Below are 20891 nucleotides of genomic sequence, written 5' to 3'. Positions count from 1 at the left end.
ATGAAAAAGTTCGTGCTTGTCGTAGGGATCGTCGCTTTGGCGATCTTTTCTTTTTTATATATTCAACTTTATCGAGTGCAAAGTTCCATTAGTGAACAACTGGCACAACAAAACATTGCCGTTCAATCCGTCAATTTATCATTATTTTCTCCCGCACTTTCCCTTGAAAATATAAAAACTACGCAATTTTCAGCTCAAAAAATTGAAGCTAAATTTAATTTTTTGCCTCTTTTGTATGGTAATACCGCACTTCATTCACTGAATATTCAACAGCTCAAATTAACTCAAAACACACAAAATCCTGCCAATGTATCCATAGAGGTTTCGCCTTTTTCGTTAAAACAGCTTTTATCAAAAAAAGTAATATTGAATGGCGAAAACCATATTCGCATTGAATTTAATAAACCTATTTATGGAAAAACAAAAACTTTCCATTTTTCTTTCCATAAAGCAAATTTAGACTTCTCAACATCAGAATCAGCCCTACTTCAATTTGTAGATGCAAACCTAAATAATCAGCCTATCGGTTATATTGAAACCCACACAGCCCACCAACAAATAGTGACCTATATAAAACCACAATGCGATAACGATTGTTTAGCTGTATTGAAATATCAACAAATTGGCAACCAAAGTGCGGTCAATTTTTCAGGCAAAACTTTCCCCGTTAAACGCTTGTTCGCACTATTAAATTTGCCAGAAGTGTTAAGTGGACACGCTGATTTTGATCTTGATTTCAGCTTTTCATCTTCCTCGCTTATTCAAGGCAAATTAAATTTTTTAGCGCAAAATGGCGAAATTCTTGGTGTAAATCTATTGGATATGGTAGCGCAATATTTCCCGATTAATTACAACAATGATTTGTTAAAAAACAAAGAGTTAAACACTCGCTTTGAACAATTTCACTTACAATTATTTCTCCAACAAAATCAACTTATTGCTGAAAAAATTGAATTAAAAACACCCGCACTTTTGGGGCAAGGGAAAGGAATCATTGATTTAAATCGAATGGAATGCAATGTGGATATTAATTTAAATTCTACGGATCAACGCTATCAAAATTTAACCCTGCCAATCAATTTTTTTGGTAACTGCAATTCTCCACAATATAAAATTAATTTTACGAAAAAATTCCGCCATCAATTAATTGATGCGATTAAAGAAAAGTTACGTTAATGTCGTTATATTTAAAAGCTGAAAAAATTCAATCGTGGCGCGTGTTTATTATGGCTTGCGCAGGATTTATTTTTAATACTACAGAATTTGTACCCGTTGCAATGTTAAGCGATATTGCACAAAGTTTTAATATGCAAACCGCCAATACTGGTTTAATGATGACAGTTTATGCGTGGACGGTGCTAATTATGTCTTTACCAGCCATGCTTGCCACCGGCAATATGGAACGTAAAAGCCTGCTAATCAAACTTTTCATTATATTTATCGTTGGGCATATTTTATCGGTCATTGCTTGGAATTTCTGGATATTACTTCTCGCTCGAATGTGTATTGCATTAGCCCATTCAGTGTTTTGGTCAATTACCGCTTCACTTGTGATGCGCATCGCACCTAAACACAAGAAAACTCAAGCATTAGGAATGCTCGCTATTGGCACCGCACTTGCCACCATCTTAGGCTTACCTATTGGACGCATTGTCGGGCAACTCGTCGGTTGGCGGGTCACTTTTGGAATCATTGCCGCACTGGCATTATCCATCATGTTTTTAATTATTCGATTATTGCCAAATTTACCCAGTAAAAATGCTGGCTCTATTGCAAGTTTACCCTTGCTTGCAAAACGCCCATTATTACTTTGGCTTTATGTAACAACGGCAATCGTCATTTCAGCACACTTTACCGCTTATACTTATATCGAACCATTCATGATTGATGTAGGGCATTTAGATCCAAATTTTGCCACTGTGGTTTTATTAGTTTTTGGTTTCTCAGGTATTGCCGCAAGTCTATTATTTAACAGATTCTACCGATTTGCGCCGACAAAATTTATTGTTTTTTCAATGGGTTTATTAGTGTTCTCTCTATTACTCCTGTTATTTTCAACCGAAACAATGATAGCAATGTTCTGTCTTGTGTTTATTTGGGGGATTGGCATTTCTTGTATCGGACTATCCCTACAAATGCGCGTACTAAAACTTGCACCAGATGCAACCGATATTGCTACGGCTATTTACTCGGGAATTTTCAATGCAGGAATTGGTGCAGGCGCATTATTTGGAAATCTTGCGACAACCTATTTAGGATTAAACGAAATCGGTTATACGGGCGCAGCATTAGGTTTAATCGGTTTCATCATTTTTATTACAACGCACTTAAAATATCGCCATACCTTTCTTCTGCAAAACAAATAAAAAAATAACCGCACTTTAGTTCTCCAAAAAGAGTTTTAAAAGTGCGGTTAAATCTGTCTAAGTTTTATCTATCTCGAATTTAACGTTTCGCTTTCTTAATAAACTTCATCAAACGTTTACGTTTACGCAATTGGTTCGGAGTGAGTTTATTTTTGCGTCCTGCAAATGGGTTTGAGCCTTCTTGGAAAAGAAGACGAATCGGTGAACCAATAATTTTCAAACTCTTACGATAATAATTAGATAAATAACGTTTATAAGAATCTGGTAATTTATCCATTTGGTTACCGTGAACCACTATAATCGGCGGATTATAACCACCTGGATGGGCATATTTTAATTTAATTCGACGACCGCCAATCATCGGGGGTTGGTGCTCGTCCGTTGCCATTTGTAAAATACGAGTTAAAAGCGAGGTCGTCATTTTTTGAGTTGCACAAGCATAGGCTTCTTTAATCGAATCAAAAAGATTACCTACACCACTGCCGTGCAAGGCGGAAATAAAATGCACGCGAGCAAAATCAATAAAATCTAAACGACGATCAAGCTCAGATTTCACACGATCTTTCACATCTTGATCCAAACCATCCCATTTATTCACGACGATCACTAAAGAACGACCTGCATTTAAAATAAAGCCGAGCAAAGATAAATCCTGATCAGAAATGTTCTCTCTCGCGTCAATAGTCAATAACACAACATTAGCATCTTGAATCGCTTGCAAGGTTTTAATCACGGAGAATTTTTCCACTGCCAAATGCACCTTACCGCGTTTACGCACACCCGCCGTATCAATCAAGGTATATTGCTGCCCATCACGCTCCATTGGAATATAAATACTATCGCGTGTCGTACCTGGCATATCAAAAACCACCACACGATCTTCACCTAAAATACGATTGGTTAAAGTAGATTTACCCACATTTGGACGACCAACAATGGCAATTTTGATATTTTTATCTTGTTCTTCTTCAAGTTCTTCGTCTAACACATCATCAATTAATGCCGTATCTTCTTCTGAATCAAAATCGAATTCTTGTTCCCATTCGTCTTGTTCTTCCTCAGAAGTGCGGTCATTTTCATCAACGTTTTCCATTTGTTCCGCAAAAGGCGCAAGCACTTGTTCCATTAATTGAGTGACACCACGGCCTTGTGAAGCTGCGATTTGCTCAATTTCCCCTAAACCTAACTGATAAAATTCAGCACAATGAGAATCCGCATCGATACCATCAGTTTTATTTGCCACCACCACAGTAATTTTGTTTTGACGTTGGCGTAAATAATTAGCAATACCCATATCAGCTGCCGTTAAACCTGCACGAGCATCCACAAGGAAAAGAACAATATCCGCTTCATCAATAGCAAGCAAAGATTGCTCCGCCATTTTTTCTTCTACGCCCTCTTCCGTTCCATCAATACCGCCAGTATCAATAACAATAAAATCATAGCCAGCAATATGTGCGTGACCATATTTTCTATCACGAGTTAAACCTGGAAAATCAGCGACTAACGCATCTCGTGTACGAGTAAGGCGATTAAATAATGTGGATTTTCCCACATTCGGGCGACCAACAAGGGCGACGACTGGAGTTGCCATAAAAAATCTCTTATTTTGTCAAAAATGGCGGCTATTATATCGGAAGTTAAAGGATTGGTAAAAAATGATTTCATAAAGAAAAGAAAAAGCCACAGGATACAATCCTATGGCTTTCTAAACACTGTTTATTTATCTATAACTTAACGTTATAATAATCTCGCTTTCAAGAATACAACTTGAAAGCGAGTGTTGCGCTTTTTCGCAACGTTTGAAGAGGATAAGAAAATGATTAAACTCATTATCCTTGTTGTCGTTTTATTATTAGTGAGCCAGCACGCTTACTAATAAGACAACATACTAGGGAGTATGCAGCTCCCTAGTTCTTCAAATCTTAAAAGTTTACTTTATTTTTGTCAAGGATGAAGCAAATTTCAGATACAAAAAAGCACCATTAGGTGCTATCTTTATTTATCTTAATTGGCGGAATGGACGGGACTCGAACCCGCGACCCCCTGCGTGACAGGCAGGTATTCTAACCAGCTGAACTACCACTCCGAGATAAGATATTAATTTTAAATTGGCGGAATGGACGGGACTCGAACCCGCGACCCCCTGCGTGACAGGCAGGTATTCTAACCAGCTGAACTACCACTCCGCTAAGTGGTGCGTATCTTAATGATGAACACAAATCTCGTCAATCTTTTTTTATTAAATTTTACTTACCTGCTTAAATTCCAAACGATTAATGAACATTGTCATTGCCAAATCGTTTATCCCAAAGACAATTATTTCCACTTTTTTTATTAATCATCTTTAATAATTCTAAATGCGCTTGTAGCTCATCATCAGTAGGTTGAAGTAATTTTAAATTGTGTGCAAAATCTACCGCACTTTTTATTTCTTCTGCCACTGTTTCTTGCACAACATGGATAACTTCAGACTCAATCGATTCTTCTTCATCGAATAAATTTGTTTGCCCCCCCGTCATCATCAAATAAACATCCGCCAAGATCTCGGCATCCAGTAACGCACCGTGCAAAGTACGTTTGCTATTATCAATACCTAAACGATCACAAAGTGCGTCCAAATTATTACGTTTTCCAGGATACATTTGACGCGCCATTTGTAGCGTATCTGTCACCAAACAAATATCGTCAGTTTTCACATTGAGGTCAAGTTTACGAAATTCATAATCCATAAATCCAACATCAAAGGGCGCATTATGAATAAGCAATTCCGCACCATTAATATAATCCAAAAAATCTTGGGCAATTTCTTTGAATTCAGGTTTATCCGCTAACATTTCATCGGTTATGCCATGAACTTTAATCGCATCAGGATCAACAGAGCGATCTGGCTTAATGTAAATATGGAAATTATTACCTGTGTAACGACGATTTATTAATTCAACTGCACCAATTTCAATAATGCAGTGTCCTTCATAATGCGCGCCAAGCTGATTCATACCTGTAGTTTCAGTATCTAATACAATTTGGCGATTGGGATTAATCATTTGTTCAACCTATCTCTTTCCATTAAAATACTTGTCATTCTACACAACAACCTTTTTGTTATGCAAAAACAGATTGAAATTTTTACTGATGGCTCTTGCTTAGGTAATCCAGGGGCGGGGGGAATTGGCGCCGTATTACGCTATAAACAACATGAAAAAATGCTCTCCAAAGGTTATTTCAAAACCACCAATAATCGAATGGAATTACGCGCTGTCATTGAAGCATTAAATGCATTAAAAGAACCTTGCTTGATCACGCTTTATAGTGATAGCCAATATATGAAAAATGGCATCACAAAATGGATCTTTAATTGGAAAAAAAATAATTGGAAAGCAAGTTCTGGAAAGCCTGTAAAAAACCAAGATTTGTGGAAAGCCTTAGATGAATCCATCCAACGTCATAAAATTAATTGGCAATGGGTGAAAGGACACGCAGGGCATAGAGAAAATGAAATTTGCGATGAATTAGCAAAAAAAGGGGCAGAAAATCCCACGGAGGAAGATATGGGGTACATAGAAGAATAATACAACTGATATAACGTCATATTTTTCGATACCTAAAATATTTATAGGTAATACTTAAACCTAAAACAGAATAAAAAACAATCAAATTCATTTGAAAAGTGTGATCTCGATCAGATTTCAAGAAAATTAAAATTTTGGAGTATTGACATCAAAAATTTTTTTTGCAAAGATGCAGCTCGTCTATTTTGGCGATTGGACAATTCTATTGGAGAAAAGTTCAATCATAGATAGTAAACAAGCATAAGGAATACAAATTATGAAAAAAACACTTGCAGCATTAATCGTTGGTGCATTCGCAGCTTCAGCAGCAAACGCAGTTGTTGTTTATAACAACGAAGGGACTAAAGTAGAATTAGGCGGTCGTTTAAGCGTTATTGCGGAACAAAGCACTAGCACTGAAGATGATCAAAAACAGCAACACGGTACATTACGTAATCAGGGTTCACGTTTCCATATTAAAGCAACGCATAACCTTGGTGACGGCTTCTATGCACAAGGTTATTTAGAAACTCGTTTTGTTTCAGATTACACTAAAAAGAAGTCAGATCACTTCGCTGATATTGCAACCAAATATGCTTATGTTACTTTAGGAAATAACACATTCGGTGAAGTAAAACTTGGTCGCGCAAAAACTATTGCTGATGAAATTACAACCGCAGAAGATAAAGAATATGGTCTTCTCAACTCTAAAAAATATATCCCTACTAATGGTAACACCGTTGGCTATACTTTTAATGGTATTGATGGTTTAGTATTAGGCGCTAATTATTTATTAGCACAAGAACGTGATGTACAGACGGCTCCTCGTATTGGGTTGAACTCTGGTGAAGTAACTGTAGGTGAAGTCAGTAACGGAATTCAAGTTGGTGCAAAATATGATGCTAACAACATTATTGTAGCTATTGCTTACGGTCTTACAAATTATAAAGACACTGATAAGACAACAACAACAACAACAACAACAACTTACGACTACCAAGGTAAAAAACAAGAAGTAAATGGTGCTTTAGCTAGTTTAGGTTACCGTTTTAGTGATTTAGGCTTATTAGTCTCTCTAGATAGCGGCTATGCAAAAACTAAAAAGTATAAAGCTAAACACGAAAAAAGCTATTTCGTATCTCCAGGTTTCCAATATGAATTAATGGAAGATACTAATTTCTATGGTAACTTCAAATATGAACATAAAGTAGATCAAGGTGAGAAAGAACGTGAACACGCAGTGTTATTCGGTATAGATCATAAACTTCACAAACAAGTATTAACCTATATTGAAGGTGCTTACTCTAGAACTAGAACAACTACAAAGGATGCTAATAAGAGTCAAGTAAGAACTGAAAAAGAAAAATCAGTTGGTGTAGGTTTACGCGTTTACTTCTAATTATTTGTTAGAAGGCATACTTAAAAAAGCGAATCGAAAGATTCGCTTTTTTGTTTGTTCTAAAATCGAATAAAACAATCTAAAGTCTTTTTTAAAATAGTTAAAACAGTAGATATTAAAAAGTACACTGCGTTGAGTTTATCGTTATTAATTTTGATGTTTCTCTTTTAAGCAAAATTTTTGTGAGGGTTTACTATAAGGATTTAATATTAGGAATATCAAATAAGATAAAGAATGGCTTATATAAAATAAATACCTTGTGGAAGTTGAAAGAATATTTCATCGAATAAAAACGGCACAAACATTAAGCTTGCACCGTTTTCAAAAGATAGGAAATCATATTGTTCTAATCTTGCTATAAGCTAACGCTATAACAAAAAATGCGGCTTGCAGAAGAATGATACAAGCACCAGTTGAGGCATCAAAATGATAGCTCAATATTACGCCAATTAGACTTGATGTGATGGAGCTGACAATAGCAATCCATAGCATTTTATCAAAAGATTTAGTAAGCGTAAGTGCGGTAATTCCTGGCGCAATTAACATTGCCACCACCAAAATAACACCTACCACTTGCATCGTGCTTACAATGGTTAAAGCAAGTAGAATTAATAAACCATAATGTAAAACTTTTGGAGAAAGCCCTGCAACACGGGCGTGGCTTGGGTCAAAACAATAAAGCAGAAAGTCTTTACGTTTGAAAACAATCAGACAAAAAATTATCGCAGAAATGACCGCACTTTGAATAACCTCTTGATGACTTACACCCAACACATTACCAAACAAAATATGGGTTAAATGCTGTTCTGTTTGAATTTTGGTGAACATAACAAGACCAATGGCAAACATTCCAGAAAATACAATGCCCATTGCAGTATCTTCTTTTATGCGACTATTTTCTTTTAAATATCCCACACCAAGGGAGCAAAAAATGCCTGAGAAAAATGCACCAATGGCTAAAGGAATTCCTGCCAAATAAGCGAGTACAATACCAGGTAATACAGCGTGAGAAATTGCATCGCCCATTAATGACCAACCTTTCAAGACTAAATAGCAAGAAAGTAATGCACAGATAATCGAAACAATCAATGCGGTCAATAAGGCATTTTGCATAAACTCAAATTGTAGCGGTTCTAAAAGCCAATCAAACATTTTCTACCGCCTTTTTATTACGTGTGAGTAAGCCATATTTTGGTGAAAATAAGAAAGCGACTAAAAACAATAATGTTTGCAATGTCACAATCACACCGCCAGTGGCACCGTCTAAATAATAGCTAATATAGACCCCAACAAAATTTGTCACTGCGCCTAAAATAATAGCGATGATTGACAAAGTTTTGAATTTATCAGTGAGTAAATATGCCGTTGCGCCAGGGGTAATAACCATCGCAATCACTAAAATAGCACCCACAGTTTGCAATGCAGCTACCACACAAGCACTTAATAAAGTAAAAAATAAAACCTTATAAAATAATGGCGAAAGCCCTACTGTTCTTGCCTGTGTTTCATCAAAAAAGATCAGTAATAAGTCTTTCCAGAACAATAAAAGCAATACTAAACAAACACCGATAATAATTGCGACTTGGTAAATATCTTCATCAGCAATGCCTAAAATATTACCTAAAATGATATTGTGCACATTTACTGCGGTTGGATTTAAAGAAATGAGCAATAGACCTAATGCAAAGAAAGTACTGAAAATAAACCCGATAATGGCATCTTCTTTCAGTTTAGAAATGGATTTAATCCAAAGAATAGAAAGTGCGGCAAAAATACCTGCAAAAAATGCACCAAGTGCATAAGGCAACGCAAAAGCATAGGCAATTGCAACACCAGGCACAACGGAATGAGAAAGCGCATCGCCAATCAAAGACCAGCCTTTAAGCATTAAATATGAAGACAAAAAAGCACAAATGCCACCCACTGCGGTACTCAAAATCATCGCCTTGAGCATATAATCATAGGAAAAAGGTTCGAGCAATAAATCTAACATTACCTAATCCCTCTTATTTTTAACCGCACTTTTATAAGGGCAATCTTCAAAATGGCAATCCTGTGTTGTTGGCGCAGGTGGATCTTGCTTAGTTTCGCCATAGAATACAACGGCTTTTTCATCATCTGTTAAGACGGTAACAGAACGTTTATCTTCATCATTATGTAAATTTTCGCCCAATAATTTAATATGACGTAACACCCCACCAAATACAATTTCCAAATTATGTTGGTTAAAGGTATCTTCTGTTTTTCCTGCGGCGATGACCGTGCGATTAATCATTACCACTTGATCACAAAAATCAGGAACAGAACCTAAGTTATGAGTTGAGACAAGAATCAGATGACCTTCTTCTCGAAGCTGTTGAAGAAGATCAACTATGGCATTTTCAGTTTTCACATCAACGCCAGTGAAAGGTTCATCCAATAAAATAATTGGACTTTGTTGTGCTAAAGCGCGGGCTAAAAACACGCGTTTTTTCTGCCCGCCAGATAACTCGCCAATTTGACGATGCGCAAGATGCTCAATATTTACTCGCTGCATCGCCTCTTGAACTTTTTGTTTATCAATCGCTTTGGGGATACGAAGAAAATTCATATACCCATAACGCCCCATCATCACGACATCATACACTGACACTGGAAATTGCCAGTCCACTTCTTCTGATTGTGGTACATAAGCAACCAAATTACGTTTCAGTGCTTGGGAAATTGGCAAATCACAAAGTTTAATTTCACCTTGTTGTGGCTTCACAAGCCCCATTATGCTTTTAAATAATGTGGACTTGCCACTGCCATTCACACCCACTAATGCACAAATAGTTCCACTATTGAGTGAGAACGTCATATTGTGAATTGCAGTATGACCATTGTTGTAACGAACAGTTACATCATTAACCCAAATTGATGTCGAGAAAGAGTCCATTATTTTCCGAATCCTTTAACAATGGTTGATACAGTAACGTTAAGCAAATCAATATAAGTTGGCACAGGGCCGTTTTTCGCAGAAAGTGAATCAACATACAACACACCGCCGTATTTTGCGCCACTTTCTTTGGCTACTTGTTGTGCAGGTTTGGCTGAAATTGTACTTTCACTAAACACAACAGGAATATTGTTTTTACGAACTAAATCAATCACTTTACGCACTTGTTGTGGTGTGCCTTGTTGTTCAGCATTGATTGGCCATAAATAACCTTCTTTTAAATTGTAATCTTTCGCCAAATAACTGAAAGCACCCTCACTTGTTACAAGCCAGCGTTGCTCTTCAGGAATTTGTGCTAATTTTGCACGAAGCGGTTCATCAAGTTGTTTAATTTTTTGAGCATAGTCAGCGGCATTTTTTTCATACACAGCTGCATTTTGTGGATCGTATTTCACTAACGCATTCTTAATATTTTCAATATAAATTAAAGCATTAGATGGCGACATCCAAGCGTGTGGATTAGGCGCATCTTTATACGGGCCTTCATAAATAGATAATGGTTGAATACCTTCTGTTACTACCACAGCAGGTTTATCTTTAACATTTTGGAAGAAACGCTCAAACCAACGTTCCAAATTTAAGCCGTTCCATAAAATTAAATCGGCAGATTGTGCTTTTACAATGTCTTTTGGCGTTGGTTCATATTCGTGAATTTCAGCACCTGGTTTGGTAATAGATTCCACTGTTGCTGCATTGCCTGCCACATTTTGCGCAATATCTTGAATCACGGTAAAAGTGGTGACGACTTTAAATTTTGCGTTAGCTTGCATTGCAAATAAACCAAGTGCAAGTGCGGTCATAATTTTGAATGAATTTCGCATAAGATGTCCTTATTTAAAAAAGATAGATTGAATGCCTGAATAATTGTTCAACAGCACAACAATTATTCATCGGAAATAATAGTACTACTTTTTATGTTGTTTTGGAATGGAAATGATTATCAAAATGATAAATTTATTTATAATTATTTCATACAAAATGTATTGCTTTTATGAAAAAAGCATAAAACAAAAAATTTTCTTAATCATACAAGCAATAAAGGTATTTTCTGTCATTAGAATGACTTTTTATCAAATTAAGTCTAGAATATTGAAATTATTATAGATTTACCTTTTGAGAATAAAATATGAAAAACGCGAGATAAAACAAACTGTTATCTCGCGTTTTTTATGTTTATGAACATTATTTTGATAATTGCTGAATTAGCGTATTAAATCCCACTTCATCATAGCCATCTTCATATTGAGCTTCTCCAGCTACATCACGAATTGTTCTTCCATTTAATGCTGTGCAGCCGAATTTTTCTAATTTGCTTTTAGTAAAGCTAGAACGATACGCAGAGGAAGTGTTATTTAAACTAATTACGCCAATAGTTGCATTTTTGCATAGGTGTTTATTAATGAAAACGAGATTATAACCAGACTCTTGAATGTAGCCCGTTTTATTCACTGCCGCATCAAAGATTTCATCACGCACTAACTTATTAGTATTTTTAATATAAAGTTTGTGTTTCCCTGCTTGGATATAAGTTGCATTAAGATTAGATAAACGTTTAATGTCCGATTTATTTAATGAATATTTAGCGAGTTTAACCAAATCCATCGGGCTGGAAATATTATAGCTAGATAACCCTGAACTATCGTGAAAACGAGTAGAATACATGCCAAGTTGATGGGCTTTTTCGTTCATTTTATTAATAAATTGGCGACGACTTATTCCCGCTGCACGAGAAAGCGCGTGGGCAGCATAGTTATCAGAATGGACAAGCATTGCTTTCAATAATTCGTTACAAGAGATAGGAATATTTTTAGGTAATTTTGTTCCTGTACCTTTAATTCGATCCGTATCCTCTTTTGTGATTGCGATTCGACAATTAGGATTTTTATTATTCTCTAAAAATACATTAGCCGTCATTAATTTTGTTACAGAGGCAATAGGCTGAATACTATCAGGCGCATGGCTTTCCAACACTCGATTATGGGTAAAATCATACACAACATAAGACTGTGCCAGCGCAAAAGAAGGACACAAAGATAAAATAAATAAAGCTTTTTTAAACATTATTGGTCACCTTAAAAAATAGGCTGATATTTTACCGCACTTTTTCCGCTGTAATTGAAAATATTTGCGATCTAGATCGCAAAAAAGTGCGGTAAGATTTTCCATCGTTTTTCAATTCCGCTAGATTATGCGGCGACAAATCTGTACAATCGCCGTTCATTTTTTAATTGCGAATTTTTCGTTGTGAGTTTTTGATAAAAACACCTGCACAATGCTATCGCCACAATGTGTAATAACGAGGCTAAAATGTCAGAATTATTGTCAGTGCAATCAGATGCACCCGCTAAAAAAATTAATCTAATGGATTTAACGCGCCAACAAATGCGCGAATTTTTTAAAGAACTCGGCGAAAAACCATTTCGAGCAGATCAGTTAGTTAAATGGATTTATCATTTTGGCGAAGATAACTTCGACAATATGACAAACATTAATAAAAAATTACGTGAAAAACTTAAGGCGGTTGCAGAAATTAAAGCCCCAGAAGTTGCCGTTGAACAGCGTTCAGCCGATGGCACGATAAAATGGGCAATGCAAGTGGGCGAGCAGCAAGTTGAAACTGTGTATATTCCCGAAGCAGATCGCGCGACGCTTTGTGTATCTTCCCAAGTTGGCTGTGCCTTAGCTTGTACATTTTGTTCAACAGCACAACAAGGATTTAATCGCAATTTAACGGTTTCAGAAATTATCGGTCAAGTATGGCGAGCCTCTAAAATTATTGGTAACTTTGGCGTAACTGGCGTTAGACCCATTACAAATGTGGTAATGATGGGAATGGGCGAACCCTTATTAAATGTCGCAAACGTTGTTCCTGCAATGGAAATTATGTTAGATGACTTTGCTTACGGTTTATCAAAACGTCGTGTCACTTTATCAACTTCTGGGGTTGTGCCAGCACTAGATAATTTGAGCAAAATGATCGATGTGGCACTGGCAATTTCATTACATGCACCAAATGATGAATTACGTGATGAAATTGTGCCAATCAACAAAAAATATAATATCAAAACCTTGATTGACTCAGTAAATCGTTATTTAAATGTATCAAATGCAAACCACGGCAAAGTGACGATTGAGTATGTGATGCTCGATCATGTAAATGATGGCATTGAACACGCTCATCAACTTGCAGAAGTATTAAAAAATACACCTTGTAAAATTAATTTAATTCCGTGGAATCCGTTCCCAGAGGCACCTTATGCAAAAAGCTCGAATACGCGTATCGACCGCTTCCAAAAAACATTAATGGAATATGGCTTTACCGTGATTATCCGTAAAACCCGTGGCGATGATATTGATGCGGCTTGCGGACAGCTAGCTGGAGATGTGATCGATCGTACTAAACGTACGGCAATGAAACGCCAATTTGGACAAAATATTGGGGTAACAGAAGTTAATTAATATTCTAGGCATGTGAATTAATCAAGTTCACATGCCCTATGTTTTCATACAAATTAAAGCATATTAAATATTTCGACTGCCCCTGTTAAAAGGAGAAAAATGCAAACAATAAGTAAACAACTAAGTGCGGTTATTTTCCCTTTCATTTTTTCTGCCTGCGTTTCACAATCTGCGTCTAGCTTAGATCATCAAGCTGCCGCCAAAGCGCGAGTGGAACTCGCTTTGAGCTATCTTCAGCAAAATAATCCTCAACTGGCTAAAATCAATTTAGACAAAGCACTTCAACACGATAAAAATTACTATCTCGTACATTCAGCACTTGCACATTATTATCAACAACAAGGGCAAATAGAAAATGCCTTTCGTGAGTATGAAATAGCCGTAAAACTTAATCATAAACAAGGCGATGTACATAATAATTTTGGTACGTTTCTATGTAGTCAAAAGAAATTTGAGCAAGCCCAGCAACAATTTGAATTAGCCCTTAATTCGCCGAATTATTATCATCAAGCAGATACATTTGAAAATATCGCGCTTTGTGCTTATTCCGCGAAAAAAATGGATATTTATCAGCAAACATTAGAAAAATTACGTCAAATCGATGGAAAACGTGCGGAAAAATTCAATAGCCTAAAATAAAGCATTGCCAAATCAAGTATTGGACTTTAAAATTTAGCCCTTATTTACCGCCTAATTATTTGATTAAATTTATGAATCCAACTACTGAGCAAGTGCTTTCTCCTGGTGAGATTTTTCGTCAAACACGCGAAGCCTTAAATCTTTCTCTTGAAGATGTCGCTAAAGAAATCACGCTACGCCCTTCTATATTAGAGCAACTTGAAAATAATGAATTTATTCAAAAATCAACGCCTTCTATATTTGTCAAAGGTTATGTTCGCAGCTATGCAAAATTCTTACGTTTGCCAGATTCTGTGTGGGAAAATATTGTTTTTGCTGAAACCGAAAAAAATGATTTAGGGAAAAATGCACGTTCAACCCGTGCCGTTAATCAATATTCTTCTCACAATCGTTGGATCGGGCGTTTAACCGCAATAGTATTCGTGATTGTAATTGGTATGACTGGGCTTTGGTGGTGGCAAAGTTATCAACAAAATACTCAAGAACGCGATGATTTAGTGCAAAGCTATGTTGCCTCTACCGAAAACAATCAGCCTGCCACCGCTCTTGTGACAACAGAAGAAAGTAATAAATCTGCACCAGAAACAGCAGCACCAGTCTCACAACCAGTAGAAATAACAAATAATGTGTTACCAGAAATAGCACAAGAAAATAGCGTTTCACTACTCAAAAACGATGAAAAATCAGTTTCAGACATTCAAAGTGCGGTCGAAAATCCAAGTATTTCTCCAACGTTACCTATAGCAAAAGGCGATTTAATGATTGAAATTTTGACAAATAGCAGTTGGATTAGTGTAAAAGATAACGCCCGTCACGTATTAGCACAAAAAGAATATAAACAAGGCGAAATATTAACCTTTAATGGCAATGAATTTTCATTAATTGTAGGCGCACCAAGCAATGTGCGCATCACTTACAAAGGCGAGAATTATCCTCTTAAAGTGGATGGTCGCGTAGCAAAATTCAAACTTTCACAACCTTAGGAAAAATAATGTCAGCTTTTCAGCCAACTATTAAGCGTCGTGAATCGACAAAAATTTATGTGGGAAATGTACCAATTGGTGGGGATGCACCGATTGCCGTGCAATCAATGACAAATACTCGCACTACTGATGTGGAAGCGACAGTTGCTCAAATTAAATCATTAGAACGTGTTGGTGCAGATATTGTTCGTGTATCTGTTCCAACAATGGATGCTGCAGAAGCATTTAAACAAATTAAACAACAAGTGAATGTCCCGCTCGTAGCAGATATTCATTTCGACTATCGTATTGCGTTAAAAGTCGCAGAATATGGCGTGGATTGTTTACGTATTAATCCTGGCAATATTGGTCGTGAAGATCGCATCCGTGCCGTTGTTGATTGTGCTCGTGACAAAAATATTCCGATTCGTATTGGCGTAAACGCTGGCTCTTTGGAAAAAGATCTGCAAGAAAAATACGGCGAACCAACACCAGAAGCATTATTAGAGTCCGCATTACGTCATGTAGAAATTTTAGATCGCCTAAATTTCAACCAATTTAAAGTGAGCGTAAAAGCCTCCGATGTATTCTTAGCGGTCGAATCTTATCGTTTACTGGCTAAAGCAATTAAACAACCTTTACATTTAGGCATTACAGAAGCAGGTGGCGCACGCGCTGGTGCAGTAAAATCTGCGGTGGGTTTAGGAATGTTATTAGCTGAGGGCATTGGCGATACGCTGCGCGTTTCTTTGGCGGCAGATCCTATAGAGGAAATCAAAGTCGGTTTTGATATTTTGAAATCTTTAAGAATTCGCTCTCGTGGCATTAATTTTATTGCTTGCCCAACTTGTTCTCGCCAAGAATTTGATGTGATCGGCACAGTAAATGCACTAGAACAACGCCTTGAAGATATTATTACACCAATGGATGTATCGATTATCGGCTGTGTAGTGAATGGTCCTGGCGAGGCACTCGTCTCCGATCTCGGCGTAACGGGTGGTAACAAAAAAAGCGGTTATTATCTTGACGGCGAACGTCAAAAAGAGCGTTTTGATAACGAAGATATAGTGAACCAATTAGAAGCAAAAATTCGTGCGAAAATCGCACGACAAGATCCAAAAAACAGAATTATTTAAGGAAAGCTCGTGGCAAAAACAATTCAAGCAATTCGTGGTATGAACGATTGCGCCCCAACAGAATCTCCATTATGGCAATGGATTGAAGCACAAGTACGCAATGTATTAAATAGTTATGGCTATTCGGAAGTGCGTATGCCAATTGTAGAAAGCACGCCATTATTTGCGCGCGCAATCGGCGAAGTAACTGATGTTGTCTCAAAAGAAATGTACACATTTTGGGATAACAATGAACAATTAACCTTACGCCCTGAAGGCACAGCAGGTTGTGTGCGAGCAGCCATTGAACACGGTTGGATCTATAATAATGAACAACGCTTATGGTATATCGGGCCAATGTTCCGTCATGAACGTCCACAAAAAGGGCGTTACCGTCAATTCCATCAAGCAGGTGTTGAGGTATTCGGTATTGCAAATCCAGAAATCGATGCAGAATTAATCATGCTTACCTATCGTTTATGGAAAGCATTAGGTATCGATCAATATGTTACACTTCAACTTAACTCTATTGGTTCTTTAGAAGCACGAGCAAATTATCGTTCTGCGTTGGTTGGATTCTTAGAAAACCATCAAGATTTAATGAGCGATGAAGAAAAAGATCGCTTGGTAAAAAATCCATTGCGTATTTTGGATACCAAAAATCCAGAATTACAAAAAGTATTGGATAACGCGCCAAAATTACTTGATTATCTAGATGATGAAAGCCGTGAGCATTTTGAACAATTATGTTCATTATTAGATGCTGTTGATATTCAATATGAAATTAATCCTAAACTCGTGCGTGGTTTAGATTATTACAACAAAACTGTATTTGAGTGGGTAACCTCTGCTCTTGGTGCACAAGGTACCGTGTGTGGCGGCGGTCGTTATGACGGTTTAGTGGAACAACTTGGCGGACACGCAACGCCAAGCATCGGATTTGCGATGGGATTAGAGCGTTTAGTCTTGTTGGTACAAGAAGTTAATCCAAATGTTCCTGTTAAAAGTGCGGTGGATATTTATGTTGTTTATCAAGGCGAAGGCACAACATTAGCCGCTTTTGAATTAGCGGAAAAAGTACGCTCAGAATTACCGCACTTAAATACTATGTTGCACTGCTCTGGTGGCAATTTTAAAAAACAATTTAAACGTGCAGATAAATCTGGTGCAACATTAGCATTAGTTATCGGCGAAAGCGAAGTCCAAAATAAACAAGTCGTTGTTAAACACTTACAAGGTGGTGCAGATCAGCAAACCTTAGATTTAGTGAATATAATCGACTATATTCAAACTCAATTTTAATTTAAAAGGGGAAAAATATGGCTTATTCCATTGAAGAAGAACAAGAGATTAACCAGTTGAAAGAGTGGTGGAAAGAGAATGGCAAAACAATTATTGTCGCCTTTATCTTAGGTGTGGGCGGTATGTTTGGATGGCGTTATTGGCAAGCCCACCAAGCAGAACAAATCGCTCAAGCCTCCGCACAATATGATGCTTTAATTAATTCTGTGCAACAAGACGAACAGGCTAAAAAAGCAAATATAGAACAATTTGTGCAAGCTAACAGCAAAACGGCATACGCTGTCTTTGCTTTGTTAGATGAAGCGAAAAAAGCCACTGAAAAACAAGATTTTTCAGCAGCAGAAGCAAATTTAAACCAAGCATTAACCCAATCTCAAGATGAAGTATTAACATCTATTGTTGCATTACGTCTAAGTGCGGTGCAATTTCAATTGGGTCAATTAGATAATGCTTTAAGCACATTAAACCAAGTGAAAGGCGAAAGTTTTAATGCTCGCAAAGCGATTTTAACTGGCGATATCCAAATTGCAAAAGGAGATAAAGTTGCGGCGAAAAACAGCTTTGAGCAAGCACAACAAAGTGGTAGCCAATTAGAACAACAAATGGCAAAAATGAAATTAAACAACCTTTAAAAAATAATACCCGCATCAAAGTGCGGGTATTTTTTCAATCAAATTTCTGATTATTCAAATTCATCTAACCATTTTAATAAAATAGCCTCAAGAATTGATTCATTTGATTTATTCGGATCATCGTCAAAATCTTCAAGTTCACAAATCCATTTATGTAAATCAGTAAAACGAACGGTTTTTGGATCTAAATCTGGATTACGATCGTAAAGTTCTTCTGCAATTAATTGGGCGTCTGTCCATTTCATTAGTGAGCAGCCTCATTTGCGTGATTAAGGTTATATTTTGGAATTTCTACCACAAGATCTTCATTTCCCACGACACATTGACAAGATAAACGGCTATCCATTTCTAATCCCCAAGCCTTATCTAGCATATCTTCTTCTTGATCACTCGTTTCATTTAAAGAATCAAACCCTTCACGAACAATCACGTGGCAAGTTGTACAAGCACAAGAACCATCACAAGCATGATGAATTTCTACTCCCGCATTGTGAGCAACTTCTAATAAGTTATCTCCTGTTGCAGCATCAACGACCATACCTTCAGGACAAAAATCTTCATTAGGTAAAAAAATCACTTTTGGCATAATACTTTCCTCAAAATTATTTAATATCTGACCGCAGTTTTACGGTTTTTCAATATCTGACAAATTTTTGCCTGTCAAAGCTTTATTAATCGATGCATTCATTCGACGTGCTGCAAATTCTTGGGTAGCAGTATCCAAGGCTTTAATTCCTTGTGCAATTGCATCGCGATCTGAACCTTGTTTTACATCCATTAATTGTTTTAACACAGTTTCAATATGATGAAATTCATCTGTGCTAAGCAATTCAGCCCCATCTGCTTGTAACGCAACAATTACGCTTTCAATAACACGATCTGCTTCCACACGCTGCTCGGCTAATTCACGTGCTTGCAAATCTTCTTGCGCATTATCAAAAGAGGATTTAATCATTGCGGTTACTTCTTCATCAGTTAAGCCATAAGATGGTTTAATTTGTATTGAAGACTGTACTTTTGTCGATTTTTCCATCGCTGTAACGCTTAATAAACCATCTGCATCCACTTGATAAGTCACTCTAATATGGGCTGCACCCGCTGCCATTGGCGGAATACCTCGTAGAGTAAAGCGTCCTAAAGAACGACAATCATCCACTAGCTCTCGTTCGCCTTGTAGCACATGAACAGTCATTGCCGTTTGTCCATCTTTGAAAGTAGTAAACTCTTGCGCACGAGCTACAGGAATTGTTGTATTACGTGGAATAATTTTTTCCACTAATCCGCCCATCGTCTCAATGCCTAAAGAAAGTGGTACAACATCAAGCAATAACATATCAGAATCAGTTTTATTCCCGACTAAAATATCTGCTTGAATTGCAGCACCAAGTGCCACAACTTTATCAGGATCGATTGAGGTTAATGGTGTTTTACCAAAAAACTCGCCAACTTGTTCTCTTACATAAGGCACACGAGTTGAACCGCCAACCATTACCACCGCTTGCACTTCTTCGGATTCCACATTGGCATCTTTCAATGCCCGACGACAAGTTAGCAATGAACGTTTTACAAGCGGATAAATTAATTCATTGAATTGTTCCCGCGAAATTTCTACTGAAAAATCTTGCCAAGAAATAACCGCACTTTTTTCATTAGTCAAAGTAATTTTAGCTTGGTTAGCAAGGGTTATTAACTCACGCTGTTGATTTGCTGTTTGTGGTTTTAGCTTAGTTTGTTCTATTACCCAATCTGCAATTAAATGATCAAAATCATCTCCACCTAATGCAGTGTCTCCCCCCGTTGCTAAAACTTCAAAGATACCTTTTGATAAGCGTAAAATTGAAATATCAAATGTGCCACCGCCTAAATCATAAACCGCAATAATGCCTTCCTGCCCACTATCTAATCCATAAGCGAGTGCAGCTGCAGTAGGTTCATTCAATAAACGTAATACATTTAGCCCTACTAAACGCGCAGCATCTTTAGTGCTTTGACGTTGAGCATCATCAAAATAAGCAGGAACTGTAATCACAACACCAGAAAGTTCTCCGCCAAGGCGTTGTTCGGCAATATGATTTAAACGCGACAAAATATCTGAAGACACTTCAATTGGACTTTTCTGCCCTTGTGCTGTAACAATTAAAGGTAATCCATTTTCACTTGCTACAAATTCATAAGGCAAACTAGGATAACGAGATTGCACATCTGCAAGACTTCGACCAATTAAGCGTTTGACTGAAATCACTGTATTTTGGGGATCAAGTGATGCTTGTTCAAAAGCTTCCAAACCAACTTTCTTTTCTGCAACGCCATAATGAACAACTGATGGTACAAGACTACGATCTTGTTCATCATTAAGAATCACGGATTTTCCACTACGCACAGATGCTACTAAAGAATTAGTTGTTCCCAAATCAATTCCTACCGCCAAACGATGTTGGTGTGGAGCCGCTGTTTGTCCGGGTTCTGCAATTTGTAATAATGCCATATAC

General features: G+C 37.1%; 20 protein-coding genes and 2 tRNA genes. 10 read left to right on the top strand and 12 right to left on the bottom strand.

Annotation, left to right across the window (positions count from 1 at the left end; genetic code table 11):
* Together DQN24_RS03750 and DQN24_RS03745 are read left to right on the top strand one after the other, a co-directional pair.
* A complete protein-coding gene (locus tag DQN24_RS03750) occupies window positions 1–1176 on the top strand; it encodes an AsmA-like C-terminal region-containing protein (protein ID WP_111695413.1) in 1176 nt (391 codons plus the stop codon).
* A complete protein-coding gene (locus DQN24_RS03745; RefSeq protein WP_111695412.1) occupies window positions 1176–2366 on the top strand; it encodes a sugar transporter in 1191 nt (396 codons plus the stop codon). The genes DQN24_RS03750 and DQN24_RS03745 overlap by 1 nt, the downstream gene beginning before the upstream one ends.
* Window positions 2367–2445: 79 nt before the next feature.
* On the opposite strand, the gene der is transcribed toward DQN24_RS03745, so the two are convergent.
* The 4 genes from der to dnaQ form a co-directional block, all read right to left on the bottom strand.
* A complete protein-coding gene (gene der, locus DQN24_RS03740) occupies window positions 2446–3960 on the bottom strand; it encodes a ribosome biogenesis GTPase Der (RefSeq protein ID WP_111695411.1) in 1515 nt (504 codons plus the stop codon).
* 418 nt (window positions 3961–4378) lie between these two features.
* Window positions 4379–4455: transfer RNA gene (locus DQN24_RS03735), tRNA-Asp, on the bottom strand.
* A gap of 23 nt (window positions 4456–4478) precedes the next feature.
* Window positions 4479–4555: transfer RNA gene (locus tag DQN24_RS03730), tRNA-Asp, on the bottom strand.
* Between the two features lie 87 nt (window positions 4556–4642).
* Window positions 4643–5413, bottom strand: a complete 771-nt coding sequence (gene dnaQ / locus DQN24_RS03725) for a DNA polymerase III subunit epsilon (protein WP_050949021.1) — start codon at window positions 5411–5413, stop codon at window positions 4643–4645.
* Between the two features lie 60 nt (window positions 5414–5473).
* On the opposite strand from dnaQ, the gene rnhA reads away from it, so the two are divergent.
* Window positions 5474–5938 carry a ribonuclease HI gene (gene rnhA, locus DQN24_RS03720; RefSeq protein ID WP_021035642.1) on the top strand — a complete coding sequence of 155 codons (465 nt, stop codon included), beginning with the start codon at window positions 5474–5476 and terminating at the stop codon, window positions 5936–5938.
* 256 nt (window positions 5939–6194) lie between these two features.
* On the top strand, window positions 6195–7316 hold the full coding sequence (locus DQN24_RS03715; protein ID WP_111695410.1) for a porin: 1122 nt from the start codon (window positions 6195–6197) through the stop codon (window positions 7314–7316).
* 336 nt (window positions 7317–7652) lie between these two features.
* Here the strand turns inward: DQN24_RS03715 and DQN24_RS03710 are convergent, their stop codons facing one another.
* From DQN24_RS03710 to DQN24_RS03690, 5 genes are all read right to left on the bottom strand, one after another.
* Window positions 7653–8468 (bottom strand): metal ABC transporter permease, encoded by an 816-nt coding sequence (locus DQN24_RS03710; RefSeq protein ID WP_111695409.1) that lies wholly within the window; start codon window positions 8466–8468, stop codon window positions 7653–7655.
* On the bottom strand, window positions 8461–9309 hold the full coding sequence (locus tag DQN24_RS03705; protein WP_021035645.1) for a metal ABC transporter permease: 849 nt from the start codon (window positions 9307–9309) through the stop codon (window positions 8461–8463). Before DQN24_RS03705 ends, DQN24_RS03710 begins: the two co-directional genes overlap by 8 nt.
* A 3-nt stretch (window positions 9310–9312) precedes the next feature.
* Window positions 9313–10233 (bottom strand): ATP-binding cassette domain-containing protein, encoded by a 921-nt coding sequence (locus DQN24_RS03700; protein WP_005669098.1) that lies wholly within the window; start codon window positions 10231–10233, stop codon window positions 9313–9315.
* Window positions 10233–11114, bottom strand: a complete 882-nt coding sequence (locus DQN24_RS03695) for a metal ABC transporter substrate-binding protein (protein ID WP_005669100.1) — start codon at window positions 11112–11114, stop codon at window positions 10233–10235. The genes DQN24_RS03700 and DQN24_RS03695 overlap by 1 nt, the downstream gene beginning before the upstream one ends.
* A 361-nt stretch (window positions 11115–11475) precedes the next feature.
* On the bottom strand, window positions 11476–12354 hold the full coding sequence (locus DQN24_RS03690) for a D-alanyl-D-alanine carboxypeptidase family protein (RefSeq protein WP_005669102.1): 879 nt from the start codon (window positions 12352–12354) through the stop codon (window positions 11476–11478).
* A 246-nt stretch (window positions 12355–12600) separates the two neighbouring features.
* On the opposite strand from DQN24_RS03690, the gene DQN24_RS03685 reads away from it, so the two are divergent.
* The 6 genes from DQN24_RS03685 (at window position 12601) to DQN24_RS03660 (ending at window position 18402) form a co-directional block, all read left to right on the top strand.
* Window positions 12601–13752 carry a bifunctional tRNA (adenosine(37)-C2)-methyltransferase TrmG/ribosomal RNA large subunit methyltransferase RlmN gene (locus DQN24_RS03685; RefSeq protein ID WP_042599461.1) on the top strand — a complete coding sequence of 384 codons (1152 nt, stop codon included), beginning with the start codon at window positions 12601–12603 and terminating at the stop codon, window positions 13750–13752.
* 99 nt (window positions 13753–13851) lie between these two features.
* Window positions 13852–14391 carry a type IV pilus biogenesis/stability protein PilW gene (pilW, locus tag DQN24_RS03680; RefSeq protein ID WP_005649140.1) on the top strand — a complete coding sequence of 180 codons (540 nt, stop codon included), beginning with the start codon at window positions 13852–13854 and terminating at the stop codon, window positions 14389–14391.
* Between the two features lie 71 nt (window positions 14392–14462).
* Window positions 14463–15374, top strand: a complete 912-nt coding sequence (locus tag DQN24_RS03675) for a RodZ domain-containing protein (RefSeq protein ID WP_042599460.1) — start codon at window positions 14463–14465, stop codon at window positions 15372–15374.
* 8 nt (window positions 15375–15382) lie between these two features.
* The gene (ispG, locus tag DQN24_RS03670) at window positions 15383–16489 is read left to right on the top strand and encodes a flavodoxin-dependent (E)-4-hydroxy-3-methylbut-2-enyl-diphosphate synthase (protein ID WP_021035647.1); all 1107 of its coding nucleotides are present in this window, start codon (window positions 15383–15385) and stop codon (window positions 16487–16489) included.
* A 9-nt stretch (window positions 16490–16498) separates the two neighbouring features.
* Window positions 16499–17770 (top strand): histidine--tRNA ligase, encoded by a 1272-nt coding sequence (gene hisS, locus DQN24_RS03665; RefSeq protein ID WP_021035648.1) that lies wholly within the window; start codon window positions 16499–16501, stop codon window positions 17768–17770.
* Between the two features lie 17 nt (window positions 17771–17787).
* Window positions 17788–18402 (top strand): YfgM family protein, encoded by a 615-nt coding sequence (locus tag DQN24_RS03660; RefSeq protein ID WP_005691752.1) that lies wholly within the window; start codon window positions 17788–17790, stop codon window positions 18400–18402.
* A gap of 50 nt (window positions 18403–18452) precedes the next feature.
* Here DQN24_RS03660 and iscX read toward each other — a convergent pair whose 3' ends face one another.
* Genes iscX through hscA form a run of 3 tightly spaced genes read right to left on the bottom strand, consistent with a single transcriptional unit; the run spans window position 18453 to window position 20887 of the window.
* On the bottom strand, window positions 18453–18647 hold the full coding sequence (iscX, locus tag DQN24_RS03655) for a Fe-S cluster assembly protein IscX (RefSeq protein WP_005659903.1): 195 nt from the start codon (window positions 18645–18647) through the stop codon (window positions 18453–18455).
* Window positions 18647–18988: an ISC system 2Fe-2S type ferredoxin gene (fdx, locus tag DQN24_RS03650; RefSeq protein WP_005656373.1), complete on the bottom strand. Its 342-nt coding sequence runs from the start codon at window positions 18986–18988 to the stop codon at window positions 18647–18649. Before fdx ends, iscX begins: the two co-directional genes overlap by 1 nt.
* Before the next feature lie 39 nt (window positions 18989–19027).
* Window positions 19028–20887, bottom strand: a complete 1860-nt coding sequence (gene hscA, locus DQN24_RS03645; RefSeq protein ID WP_021035649.1) for a Fe-S protein assembly chaperone HscA — start codon at window positions 20885–20887, stop codon at window positions 19028–19030.
* Between the last annotated feature and the right edge of the window lie 4 nt (window positions 20888–20891).

Origin of the sequence: Haemophilus influenzae, assembly GCF_900475755.1 — a bacterium.
GTDB lineage: Bacteria > Pseudomonadota > Gammaproteobacteria > Enterobacterales > Pasteurellaceae > Haemophilus > Haemophilus influenzae_D.
The sequence above is the reverse complement of the archived record's forward strand: the minus strand, read 5'-3'. Positions and strand labels throughout refer to the sequence as shown.

Bases quoted from the DNA above. Each gene is read 5' to 3' on its own strand.
- der (WP_111695411.1), bottom strand. From the start codon at position 3,960: ATGGCAACTCCAGTCGTCGCCCTTGTTGGTCGCCCGAATGTGGGAAAA.
- pilW (WP_005649140.1), top strand. From the start codon at position 13,852: ATGCAAACAATAAGTAAACAACTAAGTGCGGTTATTTTCCCTTTCATT.
- DQN24_RS03745 (WP_111695412.1), top strand. From the start codon at position 1,176: ATGTCGTTATATTTAAAAGCTGAAAAAATTCAATCGTGGCGCGTGTTT.
- DQN24_RS03750 (WP_111695413.1), top strand. From the start codon at position 1: ATGAAAAAGTTCGTGCTTGTCGTAGGGATCGTCGCTTTGGCGATCTTT.
- ispG (WP_021035647.1), top strand. From the start codon at position 15,383: ATGTCAGCTTTTCAGCCAACTATTAAGCGTCGTGAATCGACAAAAATT.
- DQN24_RS03705 (WP_021035645.1), bottom strand. From the start codon at position 9,309: ATGTTAGATTTATTGCTCGAACCTTTTTCCTATGATTATATGCTCAAG.
- DQN24_RS03715 (WP_111695410.1), top strand. From the start codon at position 6,195: ATGAAAAAAACACTTGCAGCATTAATCGTTGGTGCATTCGCAGCTTCA.
- DQN24_RS03685 (WP_042599461.1), top strand. From the start codon at position 12,601: ATGTCAGAATTATTGTCAGTGCAATCAGATGCACCCGCTAAAAAAATT.
- rnhA (WP_021035642.1), top strand. From the start codon at position 5,474: ATGCAAAAACAGATTGAAATTTTTACTGATGGCTCTTGCTTAGGTAAT.
- iscX (WP_005659903.1), bottom strand. From the start codon at position 18,647: ATGAAATGGACAGACGCCCAATTAATTGCAGAAGAACTTTACGATCGT.
- DQN24_RS03690 (WP_005669102.1), bottom strand. From the start codon at position 12,354: ATGTTTAAAAAAGCTTTATTTATTTTATCTTTGTGTCCTTCTTTTGCG.
- DQN24_RS03695 (WP_005669100.1), bottom strand. From the start codon at position 11,114: ATGCGAAATTCATTCAAAATTATGACCGCACTTGCACTTGGTTTATTT.
- DQN24_RS03675 (WP_042599460.1), top strand. From the start codon at position 14,463: ATGAATCCAACTACTGAGCAAGTGCTTTCTCCTGGTGAGATTTTTCGT.
- dnaQ (WP_050949021.1), bottom strand. From the start codon at position 5,413: ATGATTAATCCCAATCGCCAAATTGTATTAGATACTGAAACTACAGGT.
- DQN24_RS03700 (WP_005669098.1), bottom strand. From the start codon at position 10,233: ATGGACTCTTTCTCGACATCAATTTGGGTTAATGATGTAACTGTTCGT.
- fdx (WP_005656373.1), bottom strand. From the start codon at position 18,988: ATGCCAAAAGTGATTTTTTTACCTAATGAAGATTTTTGTCCTGAAGGT.
- hscA (WP_021035649.1), bottom strand. From the start codon at position 20,887: ATGGCATTATTACAAATTGCAGAACCCGGACAAACAGCGGCTCCACAC.
- DQN24_RS03660 (WP_005691752.1), top strand. From the start codon at position 17,788: ATGGCTTATTCCATTGAAGAAGAACAAGAGATTAACCAGTTGAAAGAG.
- DQN24_RS03710 (WP_111695409.1), bottom strand. From the start codon at position 8,468: ATGTTTGATTGGCTTTTAGAACCGCTACAATTTGAGTTTATGCAAAAT.